This is a genomic window from Pseudomonas idahonensis, from assembly GCF_037903935.1.
In the GTDB taxonomy this organism is placed as follows: domain Bacteria; phylum Pseudomonadota; class Gammaproteobacteria; order Pseudomonadales; family Pseudomonadaceae; genus Aquipseudomonas; species Aquipseudomonas danubii.
Window position 1 is genome coordinate 6,682,857 of record NZ_CP149586.1, and the last position, 13,148, is coordinate 6,696,004.

The 13,148-nt window shown below is 62.3% G+C and carries 11 protein-coding genes; 1 reads left to right on the plus strand and 10 read right to left on the minus strand.

Annotation, left to right across the window (positions count from 1 at the left end):
* Nucleotides 1–2 precede the first annotated feature (2 nt).
* Complete coding sequence (locus WIN67_RS30355) at nt 3–1,343, plus strand: hemolysin family protein (protein ID WP_102862311.1); 1,341 nt, start codon at nt 3–5, stop codon at nt 1,341–1,343.
* Between the two features lie 48 nt (nt 1,344–1,391).
* On the opposite strand, the gene WIN67_RS30360 is transcribed toward WIN67_RS30355, so the two are convergent.
* From WIN67_RS30360 to WIN67_RS30405, 10 genes are all read right to left on the minus strand, one after another.
* Nucleotides 1,392–2,288 (minus strand): peptidoglycan DD-metalloendopeptidase family protein, encoded by an 897-nt coding sequence (locus WIN67_RS30360; protein ID WP_267269119.1) that lies wholly within the window; start codon nt 2,286–2,288, stop codon nt 1,392–1,394.
* 61 nt (nt 2,289–2,349) lie between these two features.
* Nucleotides 2,350–2,664 carry a helix-turn-helix domain-containing protein gene (locus WIN67_RS30365; RefSeq protein ID WP_102881323.1) on the minus strand — a complete coding sequence of 105 codons (315 nt, stop codon included), beginning with the start codon at nt 2,662–2,664 and terminating at the stop codon, nt 2,350–2,352.
* A complete protein-coding gene (locus WIN67_RS30370) occupies nt 2,657–2,992 on the minus strand; it encodes a type II toxin-antitoxin system RelE/ParE family toxin (protein ID WP_110594205.1) in 336 nt (111 codons plus the stop codon). Before WIN67_RS30370 ends, WIN67_RS30365 begins: the two co-directional genes overlap by 8 nt.
* A 435-nt stretch (nt 2,993–3,427) precedes the next feature.
* Nucleotides 3,428–4,381: a response regulator gene (locus tag WIN67_RS30375; protein ID WP_339070423.1), complete on the minus strand. Its 954-nt coding sequence runs from the start codon at nt 4,379–4,381 to the stop codon at nt 3,428–3,430.
* Nucleotides 4,382–4,547: 166 nt separating this feature from the next.
* Nucleotides 4,548–5,309 carry a phosphate signaling complex protein PhoU gene (gene phoU / locus WIN67_RS30380; RefSeq protein ID WP_025130765.1) on the minus strand — a complete coding sequence of 254 codons (762 nt, stop codon included), beginning with the start codon at nt 5,307–5,309 and terminating at the stop codon, nt 4,548–4,550.
* Nucleotides 5,310–5,422: 113 nt separating this feature from the next.
* Entirely contained in the window at nt 5,423–6,256 is an 834-nt protein-coding gene (gene pstB / locus WIN67_RS30385) for a phosphate ABC transporter ATP-binding protein PstB (RefSeq protein ID WP_102862316.1), read from the minus strand.
* A 90-nt stretch (nt 6,257–6,346) separates the two neighbouring features.
* Nucleotides 6,347–8,017, minus strand: a complete 1,671-nt coding sequence (pstA, locus tag WIN67_RS30390; protein WP_306398807.1) for a phosphate ABC transporter permease PstA — start codon at nt 8,015–8,017, stop codon at nt 6,347–6,349.
* A gap of 15 nt (nt 8,018–8,032) precedes the next feature.
* Nucleotides 8,033–10,318: an ABC transporter permease subunit gene (locus tag WIN67_RS30395; protein ID WP_102862318.1), complete on the minus strand. Its 2,286-nt coding sequence runs from the start codon at nt 10,316–10,318 to the stop codon at nt 8,033–8,035.
* 219 nt (nt 10,319–10,537) lie between these two features.
* Nucleotides 10,538–11,521, minus strand: a complete 984-nt coding sequence (locus tag WIN67_RS30400; RefSeq protein ID WP_102881328.1) for a phosphate ABC transporter substrate-binding protein PstS — start codon at nt 11,519–11,521, stop codon at nt 10,538–10,540.
* 262 nt (nt 11,522–11,783) lie between these two features.
* Nucleotides 11,784–13,082, minus strand: coding sequence for an MFS transporter (locus WIN67_RS30405; protein WP_110594203.1), 1,299 nt, complete (start codon nt 13,080–13,082; stop codon nt 11,784–11,786).
* Nucleotides 13,083–13,148 lie beyond the last annotated feature (66 nt).

The window sequence follows — 13,148 nt, forward strand, 5'->3', positions numbered from 1 at the left end:
TCATGGACCCTTCCCCTGGTTTCACCCTCGCGTCTCTGTTCGCCGACTTCGGCATGATTCTTTTTGCTCTGATCCTGGTCCTGCTCAACGGCTTTTTCGTTGCCGCAGAGTTCGCCATGGTCAAGCTGCGCTCGACTCGAGTCGAAGCCATCGCCCACAAGAACGGCTGGCGCGGGCAGATCCTGCGTACCGTGCACAGCCAGCTGGACGCCTACCTGTCGGCCTGCCAGTTGGGCATCACCCTGGCCTCCCTGGGCCTGGGCTGGGTCGGTGAGCCGGCGTTCGCCCACCTGCTGGAGCCGCTGTTGGGCGCCGTAGGCGTGAACTCCCCGGAAGTGATCCGTGGCGTGTCGTTCTTCACTGCGTTCTTCATCATTTCCTACCTGCACATCGTGGTCGGCGAGCTGGCGCCCAAATCCTGGGCGATCCGCAAACCCGAGCTGCTGTCGCTGTGGACGGCGGTACCGCTGTACCTGTTCTACTGGCTGATGTACCCGGCCATCTACCTGCTCAATGCCAGCGCCAACACCATCCTGCGCATTGCCGGCCAGGGCGAGCCCGGCCCGCACCACGAGCATCACTACAGCCGTGAAGAACTCAAGCTGATCCTGCACTCCAGCCGCGGTCAGGACCCCAGCGACCAGGGCATGCGCGTACTGGCCTCGGCCGTGGAAATGGGCGAACTGGAAGTGGTGGACTGGGCCAACTCCCGAGAGGACCTGGTCAGCGTCGAATTCAACGCGCCACTCAAGGAAATCCTTGCCCTGTTCCGTCGCCACAAGTTCAGCCGCTATCCGGTCTACGACAGCGAGCGCAACGAGTTCGTCGGCCTGCTGCACATCAAGGACCTGCTGCTGGAACTGGCGGCCCTGGACCATATTCCCGAGTCGTTCAACCTGGCCGAGCTGACTCGCCCGCTGGAGCGTGTGTCGCGGCACATGCCGCTGTCGCAGTTGCTGGAGCAGTTCCGCAAGGGCGGCTCGCACTTCGCCCTGGTGGAAGAAGCCGACGGCAAGGTGATTGGCTACCTGACCATGGAAGACGTGCTGGAAGTGCTGGTGGGCGACATCCAGGACGAACACCGCAAGACCGAGCGCGGCATCCTCGCCTACCAGCCAGGCAAGCTGCTGGTGCGCGGTGACACGCCGCTGTTCAAGGTCGAGCGCCTGCTGGGCATCGACCTGGACCATATCGAAGCCGAAACCCTCGCCGGCCTGGTGTACGAAACCCTGAAACGGGTGCCGGAAGAGGAAGAAGTGCTGGAAGTCGAAGGCCTGCGCATCATCATCAAGAAGATGAAGGGACCGAAGATCATCCTGGCCAAGGTGTTGATGCTGGATTGACGGGCCCTTCGGCCCGTTCGCCGGCAAGCCGGCTCCTACAGGCAAAGATCATTTTTTGCCCAGGGCAAAATTCGGCAGATCCCCCAGCGGCTGGTTGAACTGATAGGGAATCGACACCAGCCCCAGCCCGGTATTGCGCTGCACCACAAAATGCAGGTGCGGCCCGCTGCTGTTGCCGGTATTGCCCGACAACCCCAACGGGCTGCCCACCGCCACCCGCTGCCCTTCGCGCACACTCACCGAACCTTGCTTGAGGTGCAGGTACACGCCCATGGTGCCGTCGTCGTGCAGCACCCGGACAAAGTTGCCCGCCGGATTGTTGCCCCGGCCGTTCTGCGCATTCTCGGTCTTGACCACCACCCCGCCCCTGGCGGCGATGATCGGCGTGCCCACGGGCATGGCGATGTCCATGGCATAACGGCTCCTGGGACCGAAATGGCTGTATTGGCCATTGGCGCCCTGGGTCAGGCGAAACGGCCCGCCACGCCAGGGCAGCGGGTAGCGATAGGCCTGGGTGGTCGCTACCGGGTCCCCCAGGGAGTAACGGAACCTGGGGACATAGCTCAGGGGCTGGTCGGCGCGAGTCGCCGTGAGCAGCGCCAAGCGCTGCCTGCTGCGGGCCGGCAGTACCTGTCGGATCGGGCGTCCGGGCGCTCCGCTGACGTTGTGCAAACCGGCAAAGCCCAACTCGATCTCCACCGGCGCGTAGAGGTCGTTGCGCACATACACCGCGTCCCCACCCTTGTGCTTCTGGATATCCAGGCGCACCTGGCGCTCCAGGTGTTCTTCCATGCGATCGCGAAACACGAACGCCTGGGCGCCCGGCGAAGGCCGGTCGCTGTAGGACACCACGCCATCGGCGTCGATGGACTTGTAGACCGTCATCGCCGCCAGCGACGTGGCGACGAGGGACAGTCCACAGAAAAACAGCAGGCGCACAAACATTGGGCAGCTTCTTGGCAGGTTATGCAGCCACGCTAACAGCCGGATATGGAGCTTGTGTGAATCAGGCCGGCACCAGGGGGTCGAGGCCTGGCCCATCGAAGCGCAGATCCACCCCCAGATGGGCCGCCTCCGAGAGGTTGACCAGGGCATCGAGGGAGAACTTGTTGATCTTGCCGCTGAGCACGTCGTTGAGGCGTGGCTGGGTGATATTGAGGCGCTTGGCCGCCTCCTTCTGCGAGAGGCCCCAGGCTTGCACGGTCTTGCCCAGTTCGAGCATCAGCTTGGCCCGCAGGCGCATGTTGGCGGCTTCCTGGGGAGTGGCCTCAAGGGCATCCCAGACACTGGTGAACCGCTGAGTAACCGGTGAATCAGTCATGACGTGAACCTGCTTCCTGATATCTGGCGCGAGCCAGTTCGATATCCCGCGCTTCGGTCTTGCGGGTGGTCTTGCGCACCGCATGCAGCACATAGATGGTTGCCGGCCGCTTGACCACATAGAACACCCGAAACGCCCCTGAATCCTCATGGACCCTGATCTCGAAAACGCTCGGACCGATGGTTTTCACCGACCTGCAATCGTAGGGCTGTTCACCCTGCTGCAGCAGATCCAACTGGAAACCGGCGGCCCGACGGGCATCTTCAGGGAACGCCCTGAGATCTCGCAGCGCGCTCCCGACAAACACCACATCCTTGTGCCTGGGCATCGAACCTCTCCTGTTAATGAACAGGAACAAGGCTAATCAACACGGCCAGGACCGGCCGCGCCGGGTTGTTTCAAGGCATGGCCGCAAGCGCTGAAAGGCACGTAGCGCTATGCACAATCTATATCCAAACAGATATAAATCAAGAGCAGAAAAATCAATCGGACGTACGGCAGAAAGTATCGAGGGGTACGGCGAAGGCCTTGTGGCTTGAGGGTTACGGCCTATGTTGCGAGTGGTTCGCGCGATAGCGGGATGGTGCAGCAGGCCGCCTCAGCGCAAGGCAAAAATCCGCAACGGGAAAAGTGTTTTCCGCAGGTTTCCGCAGCGTCCATCCTCGTAGGAGCCGGCTTGCCGGCGAAGAGGCCCGCAAGCCTTGTGTTGCTCTTGTGGACGCTTTCGCTGGCAAGCCAGCTCCTACAAAGCGGACTGGGAGGATCAGGCGCCGGGAACGAAATGCTTCTGGGCGGTGCCGCGAGCGATCAGGCGCGAGATGTAGTCGAGCTTCTGGGCATCCTGGTCGACGAAACGGAAGGTCAGTTGCAGCCAATCGCTGTCCGGCTTGGGCTCCAACGCCACCACCGCATGCAGGTAGCCGTTGAGCCGCGCCACTTCAGCGTTGTCGCCCTGCTCCAGGTCCAGCACCGCGCTCTCCAGCACTTGAGGCAGGCTGTCGGTACGCTTCACCACCAGCAACGCTTCCTTGATGCTCAGGGCCTTGATCACGCACGGCTGATTGCCGCTGGACAACCGCAGCTGGCCCTGGCCACGACCGCCACTGGCCGCTGCCGCGGGCGTCGACGCCTTGACCGGAGGGCTGTTGAGCAAACCACGCGCCGGCGCTGCGGCTGCAGAGGCCGGCGCAGGGGCCGCCGGTTTGGCAAACGGATTGACCGGGGCCGAAGCCGCCCCCACCACCGCCGGCTTGCCGCCGGTCAGGGCGCTCAGGGAGTCATTGCCGAAGGCCGAGTTCATCTTGGTCGGCGCGCTGTTCATCAAGGTGTCGAGCTTGCCGACCTTGTTCAGCGCCTGCTTGACCTTGGTCAGCAACTGTTCGTTGGTGAAAGGCTTGCTCACATAGCCGGAAACCCCGGCCTGGATCGCCTGCACCACGTTTTCCTTGTCGCCACGGCTGGTGACCATGACGAACGGCATGGTTTTCAGCGCCTCTTGCTCACGGCACCAGGTCAGCAGCTCAAGGCCGGACATTTCCGGCATTTCCCAATCGCACAGGACCAGGTCGAAGGCTTCGCGGGCGAGCATCGCCTGAGCCTTCTTGCCGTTGATCGCGTCTTCGATCTTGATGCCAGGGAAGTAGTTGCGCAGGCACTTCTTCACCAGGTCACGAATGAACGAAGCGTCATCCACCACCAACACACTTACCTTACTCATCGACCACCCCTTTAAAAATCCCGGCAAGCATAACGCTGGCTGATGGCACTTTGCCAAAACTCTTCAGTCACGCCGGGACTTTTCGTTCGCGGGTGCTGCTTTTCAAATTCGAGGAGCACAAACAAAAACGCCCGGCCAAAGGGCCGGGCGCTCTTCTCGGGCACTCTTACTTATCGTCAGCTTGATCCGGAACATTAGCGGATTCGCCACTTGTGCCTTCAACTTCTTCCTTCATGCGCTTGAGCCCCAAATGGCGCACGTCGGTGCCACGCACCAGATAAATCACCAGCTCGGAAATGTTGCGCGCGTGATCGCCGATCCGCTCCAGCGAACGCAGCACCCAGATAATGCTCAGAACCCGCGAGATAGAGCGCGGGTCTTCCATCATGTAGGTGGCCAGCTCGCGCAGCGCGGTCTTGTATTCACGGTCGATGATCTTGTCGTACTGAGCCACGGAAAGTGCCAGGTCGGCATCGAAGCGGGCAAAAGCGTCCAGGGCATCGCGCACCATGTTGCGCACCTGGTCGCCGATGTGCCGCACCTCCACGTAGCCACGAGGAGCTTCGCCCTCTTCGCACAACTGGATGGCCCGACGGGCGATCTTGGTGGCTTCGTCGCCGATGCGCTCCAGGTCGATCACCGACTTGGAGATGCTGATGATCAGGCGCAGGTCGGAAGCCGCCGGCTGGCGACGGGCGAGGATGCGCAGGCATTCCTCGTCGATATTGCGCTCCATCTGATTGATCTGATCGTCAATCTCGCGCACCTGCTGGGCCAACCCGGAGTCGGCTTCGATCAGCGCGGTGACCGCGTCATTGACTTGCTTCTCCACCAGCCCGCCCATGGCCAGCAGGTGGCTGCGCACCTCTTCCAGCTCGGCATTGAACTGCGCGGAGATGTGGTGGGTGAGGCCTTCCTTCGAAATCATGGTTCTGCTCCACAAAAGCTGTAAGCCGCAAGCTACAAGCTGCCAGTTGATAGGTTTCGTCGCGTTGAACTGCTGTTACTTGCCGCTTGAAGCGTGCGGCTTGCAGCTGCTTTCTAGCCGTAACGCCCGGTGATGTAGTCTTCGGTCTGCTTCTTCGCCGGATTGGTGAACAGCGTATCGGTATCGCCGAATTCCACCAGTTTGCCCATGTACATGAACGCGGTGTAGTCGGAAACCCGCGCCGCCTGCTGCATGTTGTGGGTGACGATGACGATGGTGAACTTGGATTTGAGCTCGTAGATCAGTTCTTCGACCTTCAGGGTCGAGATCGGGTCCAGGGCCGAGCAGGGTTCGTCCAGCAGCAACACTTCCGGTTCCACGGCGATGGTCCGAGCAATCACCAGACGCTGTTGCTGGCCGCCGGACAGGCCCAGGGCCGATTCGTGCAGGCGGTCCTTGACCTCATCCCACAGCGCCGCGCCCTTGAGCGCCCACTCTACGGCTTCGTCGAGCACACGCTTTTTGTTGATGCCCTGGATACGCAGGCCGTAGACCACGTTTTCGTAGATGGTCTTGGGGAACGGGTTGGGCTTCTGGAACACCATGCCGACCCGACGACGCAGCTCGGCCACGTCTTCGCCCTTGCGGTAGATGTTGTTGCCGTAAAGGTTGATCGCGCCTTCTACACGGCAGCCGTCCACCAGGTCGTTCATGCGGTTGAAGGTCCGCAGCAGGGTCGACTTGCCGCAACCGGACGGGCCGATGAAGGCGGTCACGCGCTGCTTGGGGATGTTCATGCTGACGTCGAACAGTGCCTGTTTCTCGCCGTAGAACAGGCTCAGGCCGGGCACTTCGATGGCCACGGTCTCTTGTTCCAGGCTCAGGCTCTGCTTGTCGCGGCCCAGGGCGGACATGTTGATGCCGTGAGTATGTGCTTCGTGTTGCATGGGATGCTCCCTGTGCTACCAATTCGTTTGTCGTGAACCGCAGGCGTCTGGCCTGCGGTGACATCATTGTGTTCTGTAGAAGCCAGCCGATTAGCTGTCCAGCGCCTTGTACTTCTCGCGCAGGTGGTTGCGAATCCACACGGCCGACAGGTTGAGCACGGCGATCACCAGCACCAGCAGCAGCGCGGTGGCGTACACCAGCGGCCGCGCCGCCTCGACGTTGGGGCTCTGGAAGCCGACGTCATAGATGTGGAAGCCCAGGTGCATGATCTTCTGGTCCAGGTGCAGGTACGGGTAGTTGCCGTCCACTGGCAGCGACGGCGCCAGTTTCACCACACCCACCAGCATCAGCGGCGCCACTTCACCGGCGGCACGGGCCACCGCGAGGATCATGCCGGTCATCATCGCCGGGCTGGCCATCGGCAGGACGATCTTCCACAAGGTCTCGGCCTTGGTCGCGCCCAGGGCCAGGGAACCTTCACGCACGGTGCGGGGAATCCGCGCCAAGCCTTCCTCGGTGGCCACGATCACCACCGGCACTGCCAGCAGCGCCAGGGTCAGGGAAGCCCAGAGCAGGCCCGGGGTGCCGAAGGTCGGCGCCGGCAGAGCTTCGGGGAAGAACAGCCGGTCCACGGAACCGCCCAGCACGTAGACGAAGAAGCCCAGGCCGAATACGCCGTAGACGATGGCCGGAACCCCTGCCAGGTTGTTCACCGCGATGCGGATCACCCGGGTCAGGGTGTTCTGCTTGGCATATTCACGCAGGTAGACCGCCGCCAGTACGCCGAACGGGGTGACGATCATGGCCATGATCAGGGTCATCATCACGGTGCCGAAAATCGCCGGGAAGATCCCGCCTTCGGTGTTGGCTTCACGGGGGTCGTCGCTGAGGAATTCCCAGATCTTGCTGAAGTAGAAACCGATCTTGGTGAAGGTGCCCATGGCATTCGGCTGGTAGGCGTGCACCACCTTGCCCAGGCTGATCTCCAGCTCTTTGCCGTTGGCATCGCGGGCGGTCAGGCTGTCGCGATTGAACTGGGCGTGCAGGTCATTGAGCCGGGCTTCGATGTCCTGGTAACGGGCATTGAGTTCGGCCCGCTCGGCGTCCATGTCGGCTTGAGCGGCGGGGCTCATCTGGCCCTCCAGCTCCAGCTTGCGACCGTGCAGGCGGAGGCGCTCCAGACCGGCGTTGATCGCGCCAATGTCGGACTTCTCCAGGCTCTTGAGCTGGGCCGCCAGTTGGTTCACGCGGTTGATCCGTGCTTGCAGCTCAGGCCAGGCGGCCTCGCCTTCGGCGACCACCTTGCCGCTTTCCTTGACGTTGACCAGGTAGCCGTAGAAGTTGCCCCACTCACGGCGCTCGATGGCCATCAGCTCCTTGGGGTAGCTCTGGTTGGTCAGCCACTCACCGACGATCCAGGTGAAGTCGTTGCCGTTCAGGTCACGGTTGCCGACCTTGATCAGCTCCCGGGTCATGAATTCCGGGCCCTGGTCGGGCACCGGCAACCCGGCACTCTTCAGGCGCGCCCGGGGCACTTCTTCCTTCTGCACCACTTCACCGATGACCAGGTGGTTGGCCTGGCCCGGCACGTCATAGCTGGCGTGCACCAGGTCGGCCGGCCAGAAGTGGCCGAGGCCGCGCACGGCGATCACCGCCAGCAGGCCGATGGTCATGATGACCGCGATGGACACCGCGCCACCGCTGATCCAGACGCCCGGGGCGCCGCTCTTGAACCAGTCTTTTAGGGAGTTCTGTTTCACAGACTTCTACCTTTCTTAAAGCGACGAGTATTTCTTGCGCAGACGCTGACGAATCAGTTCTGCGAGGGTGTTCATGACGAAGGTGAACAACAGCAGCACCAGCGCCGAGAGGAACAGCACGCGGTAGTGGCTGCCGCCGACTTCCGATTCGGGCATTTCCACCGCGACGTTGGCGGCCAGGGTGCGCAGGCCTTCGAACAGGTTCATTTCCATGATCGGGGTGTTGCCCGTGGCCATCAGCACGATCATGGTCTCGCCCACGGCGCGGCCCATGCCGATCATCAGTGCCGAGAAGATCCCCGGGCTGGCGGTGAGGATCACCACCCGCGTCATGGTCTGCCACGGCGTGGCGCCCAGGGCCAGAGAGCCCAGGGTCAGGCCGCGAGGCACGCTGAACACGGCGTCTTCGGCGATGGAGTAGATGTTCGGAATCACCGCAAAACCCATGGCCAGGCCGACCACCAGGGCGTTGCGCTGGTCGTAGGTGATCCCCAGGTCGTGGGAGATCCACATGCGCATGTCGCCGCCGAAGAACCAGTTTTCCATGAAGGGGCTCATGTACAGCGACAACCAGCCCACGAACAGGATCACCGGAATCAGCAGCGCACTTTCCCAACCATCCGGCACTTTCAGGCGGATCGACTCCGGTAGGCGGCTGAAGATGAAACCGGCCACCAGAATGCCGATTGGCAGCAACATCAAGAGGCTGAAGATGCCCGGTAGATGACCTTCGACATAGGGCGCCAGGAACAGGCCGGCGAAGAAGCCGAGGATCACCGTCGGCATCGCTTCCATCAGCTCGATCACCGGCTTGACCTTGCGGCGCATGCCCGGGGCCATGAAGTAGGCGGTATAGATCGCCGCTGCCACGGCCAATGGCGCCGCCAGCAGCATGGCGTAGAACGCCGCCTTCAGGGTGCCGAAGGTCAGGGGCGAGAGGCTCAGCTTGGGTTCGAAGTCGGTGTTGGCCGCGGTGGATTGCCAGACGTATTTAGGCTCGTCGTAGTTCTCGTACCAGACCTTGCTCCACAGCGCGCTCCAGGACACTTCCGGGTGCGGGTTGTCCAGCAGCAGCGGCTGCAGCTTGCCACCGGCCTCGACGATCACCCGGTTGGCCCGTGGCGACAGGCCGAACAGGCCCTGGCCATCCACCACCTGATCCACCAGCAGGGTGCGGTGGGCGGTGCTGTGGAACACCCCGAGCTTGCCGGCGGCGTCCAGGGCAACGAAGCCCTTGCGACGCTCTTCGGCAGTGATTTCAACGATAGGCGCGGTGCCCATCTGGAAGGTGCGGATCTGCTTCAGGCGCAGTTCGCCATCCGGGTCGCGGGCCATGAACCACTGGGCCAGGCCACCCTTGGAGGTGCCGATGATCAGCGAGATGCCGCCCACCAGCTGGGTGCTGGCGGTAACTTCGGTGTCAGCGTCTTCCAGCAGTTTGTAGCGACCGTTGAGGCTCTTGTCCCGCAGGCTGAACACGTCGGCCTGGGCCCGGCCATTGATCACATACAGCCATTGCTGGCGCGGATCGATGTACATGGCCTTCACCGCCTCGGTCATCTGCGGCAGCTCGATGCGGCTCTGCTCGCTGGTGACCTCGCCAGTCATCATGTTTTCTTCGCGGGTCAGCTTCAGCACATGCAGTTGCGCACCGGTGGAACCGGCGATGATCAGCGACGAATCAGTGGCGTTGAGGTTGACGTGCTCCAGGGCACCGCCCTGCTCGTTCAGGGTGATCGGGCTGTCGCCGTAGGGGTACTCGATGGCCGGTGAGATGGTCTTCTTGCCGTCCGGGTAGCTGACCTTGTAGGTGTGGCGGAACACCAGGGCCTGACCGTTGGACAGACCGACCACCACCAGCGGATTGCCGGGCTGGTCCTTGCCGATGGACACCACGTTGGCGCCGGCCGGGATCGGCAGGTCGACCTTGCGCAGCTCGGCACCGCTGTCGATGTCGAAGAACAGCGCCTGGCCCTTGTCGGAGACGCGCATGCCGACCTGGTTCTGCTCTTCCAGGGAGAACATCAGCGGCTTGCCGGCGTCCTGCATCCAGGCCGGGGTCAGCGGGTCCTTGACGGTCAGGTCGGCGCCCTGGAACAGCGGCACCACGACATAGGCGAGGAAGAAAAAGATCAGGGTGATCGCACCCAGTACCGCCAGTCCGCCAACAAGGACGTACCAGCGGGTCAGGCGGTCTTTGAGCGCGCGAATGCGACGCTTGCGTTGCAGTTCAGGCGTATTGAAGTCAATGCGCTTGGGGGGAGAAGTCGTAGTCATGGGGGAATTGGCCAGATCATTCATGCGCACACCCTAGCGATCCTGTATGACAGAAAGATGACAATGCAGTGACGCAACAAATCCGCCACGTGGCAAAGCCGGCAGCGGGTTGAAAAATGAGGTTGCAGGAGCCGGCTGGCCGACGAACCGGCCTTGAGCCTGGGTCGCCCTTGCGGGCGCTACCGCCCGGCCCGCTCCTACGAAAACGAGAAGGTCCGGGGAGCCCGGACCTTCTGCGGCGGCTTATGCGCCTTCTTTCAGGCCCAGGTCAGCCAGGGCCTTGGCGGCCACCTTGGCTGGCAGCGGGATGTAGCCGTCCTTGACCACTACTTCCTGACCCTGCTTGGACAGGACCAGTTTCACGAACTCGGCTTCCAGCGGGGCCAGAGGCTTGTTCGGGGCTTTGTTGATGTAGACGTAGAGGAAGCGCGACAGCGGGTACTTGCCGTTCAGGGCGTTTTCTTCGGTGTCTTCGATGAAGTCGCTGCTGCCTTTCTTGGCCAGGGCCACGGTCTTCACGCTGGCGGTCTTGTAGCCGATGCCCGAGTAGCCGATGCCGTTCAGCGAGGAGCTGATGGACTGCACCACCGAAGCCGAACCTGGCTGCTCGTTGACGTTAGGCTTGAAGTCGCCTTTGCACAGGGCTTCTTCCTTGAAGTAGCCGTAGGTGCCGGATACCGAGTTACGGCCGAACAGTTGCACCGGCTTGTTGGCCAGATCGCCTTTCACACCCAGGTCGCCCCAGGTTTTTACGTCAGCCTTGGCGCCGCACAGACGGGTGGACGAGAAAATCGCGTCGACCTGTTCCATGGTCAGGTGCTGGATCGGGTTGTCCTTGTGCACGAACACCGCCAGGGCGTCCACGGCCACCGGGATAGCGGTTGGCTTGTAGCCGTACTTCTGCTCGAAGGCCGCCAGCTCGGTGTCCTTCATCTTGCGGCTCATCGGGCCCAGGTTGGAGGTGCCTTCGGTCAGCGCAGGTGGCGCGGTGGCGGAACCGGCGGCCTGAATCTGAATGTTGACGTTCGGGTATTCTTTTTTGTAGTTCTCGGCCCACAGGGTCATCAGGTTCGCCAAAGTATCGGAACCGACGCTGGACAGGTTGCCCGACACACCAGTGGTCTTGGTGTAGCTCGGGATAGCAGGGTCAACAGCGGCAACCGCGTGGGCAGTCGCAACGCCAGCGGCGACAAAGGTCATTGCCGCCATCAAACGCTTCAGTTTCATGCCTTACTCCTAGCAGATAGGGTGTGTTAAGTCGGGGCCAAGTATCTGTAGGCCGTGTGAACACTCTATGTCCGGAATATGACAATTAGATGAAAGGCCAGCACTCCTGAACGCAAACGGGCCTTTCTTTATACGGCGATAAAAACCTCTGTAGCCGCTGCCGAAGGCTGCGACCGACCCGCAGGGTCGCGACACTCTTCAGCGCCCAGCAGGGCCTGCGGCCCTGTCGCAGCCTGCGGCAGCGGCTACAAGATGGCGCAGATCAGCGGCCCTTGGCCCACAGGTACAGCCCCACCAGCAGGCCGATGCCGCAAATGATTGCCACATAGTAAGCCGGCCCCATCGGGCTTTCCTTGAGCAGCCAGGTCACCACCATCGGCGTCAGGCCACCGAAGATCGCGTAGGCCAGGTTGTAGGAAAACGACAGGCCGCTGAAACGCACCACCGCCGGGAACGCCTTGACCATCACATAAGGCACCGCGCCGATGGTGCCGACAAACAGACCGGTCAGGGCATACATCGGGAACAGCCACTGCGGGTTATCCAGCAAGCCGTGATAGAAGGTCCAGGAAGTGGCCAGCAGCAAGGCGCTGCCGAACACGAACACCTTGCCAGCGCCGAAACGATCTGCCAGAACCCCGGAGATCACGCAGCCCAGGCTCAGGAACACAATGGCCACGCTGTTGGCTTCCAGGGCGGTGATGGCCGGGAATTTATAGACGGTCTGCAGCACCGTCGGGGTCATCAGGATCACCACGATGATCCCGGCGGACAGCAGCCAGGTCAGCAGCATGGAAATGACAATGGCGCCACGGTGATCGCGCAGCACGGTGCGCAGGGGCAGCTCTTCGGCCAGGGCCTTGCGCAATTGCAGCTCGGCGAACACCGGGGTTTCGTGCAGCAGGCGGCGCAGGTACACCGAGAACAGGCCGAACACCCCGCCCAGCAGGAACGGAATCCGCCAGGCGTAGTCGGCCACTTCCACCGGGGTGTAGATGCTATTGATGGCGGTGGCCACCAGCGAGCCCAGGAGAATGCCGGCGGTCAGGCCCGCCGTCAGGGTGCCGCAGGCGTAGCCGATATGCCGCTGAGGCACATGTTCGGAAACAAAGACCCAGGCGCCGGGCACTTCTCCACCGATGGCCGCGCCCTGGATCACCCGCATCAGCAACAGCAGGATCGGCGCCCATAGGCCAATCTGCGCGTAGGTCGGCAAGAGGCCCATGATCAGGGTCGGCACCGCCATCATGAAGATGCTCAGGGTGAACATCTTCTTGCGCCCCAGCAGGTCGCCGAAGTGCGCCATGACGATCCCGCCCAGAGGACGGGCCAGGTAGCCGGCGGCGAAGATGCCGAAGGTCTGCATAAGGCGCAGCCACTCGGGCATGTCCGCCGGGAAGAACAGCTTGCCGACCACGGTGGCGAAGAACACGAAGATGATGAAGTCGTAGAACTCCAGCGCGCCGCCCAAGGCAGACAGCGACAGGGTCTTGTAATCACTACGGGTCAAGGGACGGGCGGGCTGCGCTGGCTGCGCGGCGCTCGAGGGCACAGTGGTCATGGCAAGGGCTTCTCTTATTAGTCGGTTCCGGCAACCGCAACAGCGCTGGTTGGGGCCTGGCAGGTT

Excerpts from the sequence above, each read along its gene's own strand:
- WIN67_RS30355 (WP_102862311.1), top strand. The coding sequence starts at position 3 with ATGGACCCTTCCCCTGGTTTCACCCTCGCGTCTCTGTTCGCCGACTTC.
- WIN67_RS30360 (WP_267269119.1), bottom strand. The coding sequence starts at position 2,288 with ATGTTTGTGCGCCTGCTGTTTTTCTGTGGACTGTCCCTCGTCGCCACG.
- WIN67_RS30365 (WP_102881323.1), bottom strand. The coding sequence starts at position 2,664 with ATGACTGATTCACCGGTTACTCAGCGGTTCACCAGTGTCTGGGATGCC.
- WIN67_RS30370 (WP_110594205.1), bottom strand. The coding sequence starts at position 2,992 with ATGCCCAGGCACAAGGATGTGGTGTTTGTCGGGAGCGCGCTGCGAGAT.
- WIN67_RS30375 (WP_339070423.1), bottom strand. The coding sequence starts at position 4,381 with ATGAGTAAGGTAAGTGTGTTGGTGGTGGATGACGCTTCGTTCATTCGT.
- phoU (WP_025130765.1), bottom strand. The coding sequence starts at position 5,309 with ATGATTTCGAAGGAAGGCCTCACCCACCACATCTCCGCGCAGTTCAAT.
- pstB (WP_102862316.1), bottom strand. The coding sequence starts at position 6,256 with ATGCAACACGAAGCACATACTCACGGCATCAACATGTCCGCCCTGGGC.
- WIN67_RS30395 (WP_102862318.1), bottom strand. The coding sequence starts at position 10,318 with ATGAATGATCTGGCCAATTCCCCCATGACTACGACTTCTCCCCCCAAG.
- WIN67_RS30400 (WP_102881328.1), bottom strand. The coding sequence starts at position 11,521 with ATGAAACTGAAGCGTTTGATGGCGGCAATGACCTTTGTCGCCGCTGGC.
- WIN67_RS30405 (WP_110594203.1), bottom strand. The coding sequence starts at position 13,082 with ATGACCACTGTGCCCTCGAGCGCCGCGCAGCCAGCGCAGCCCGCCCGT.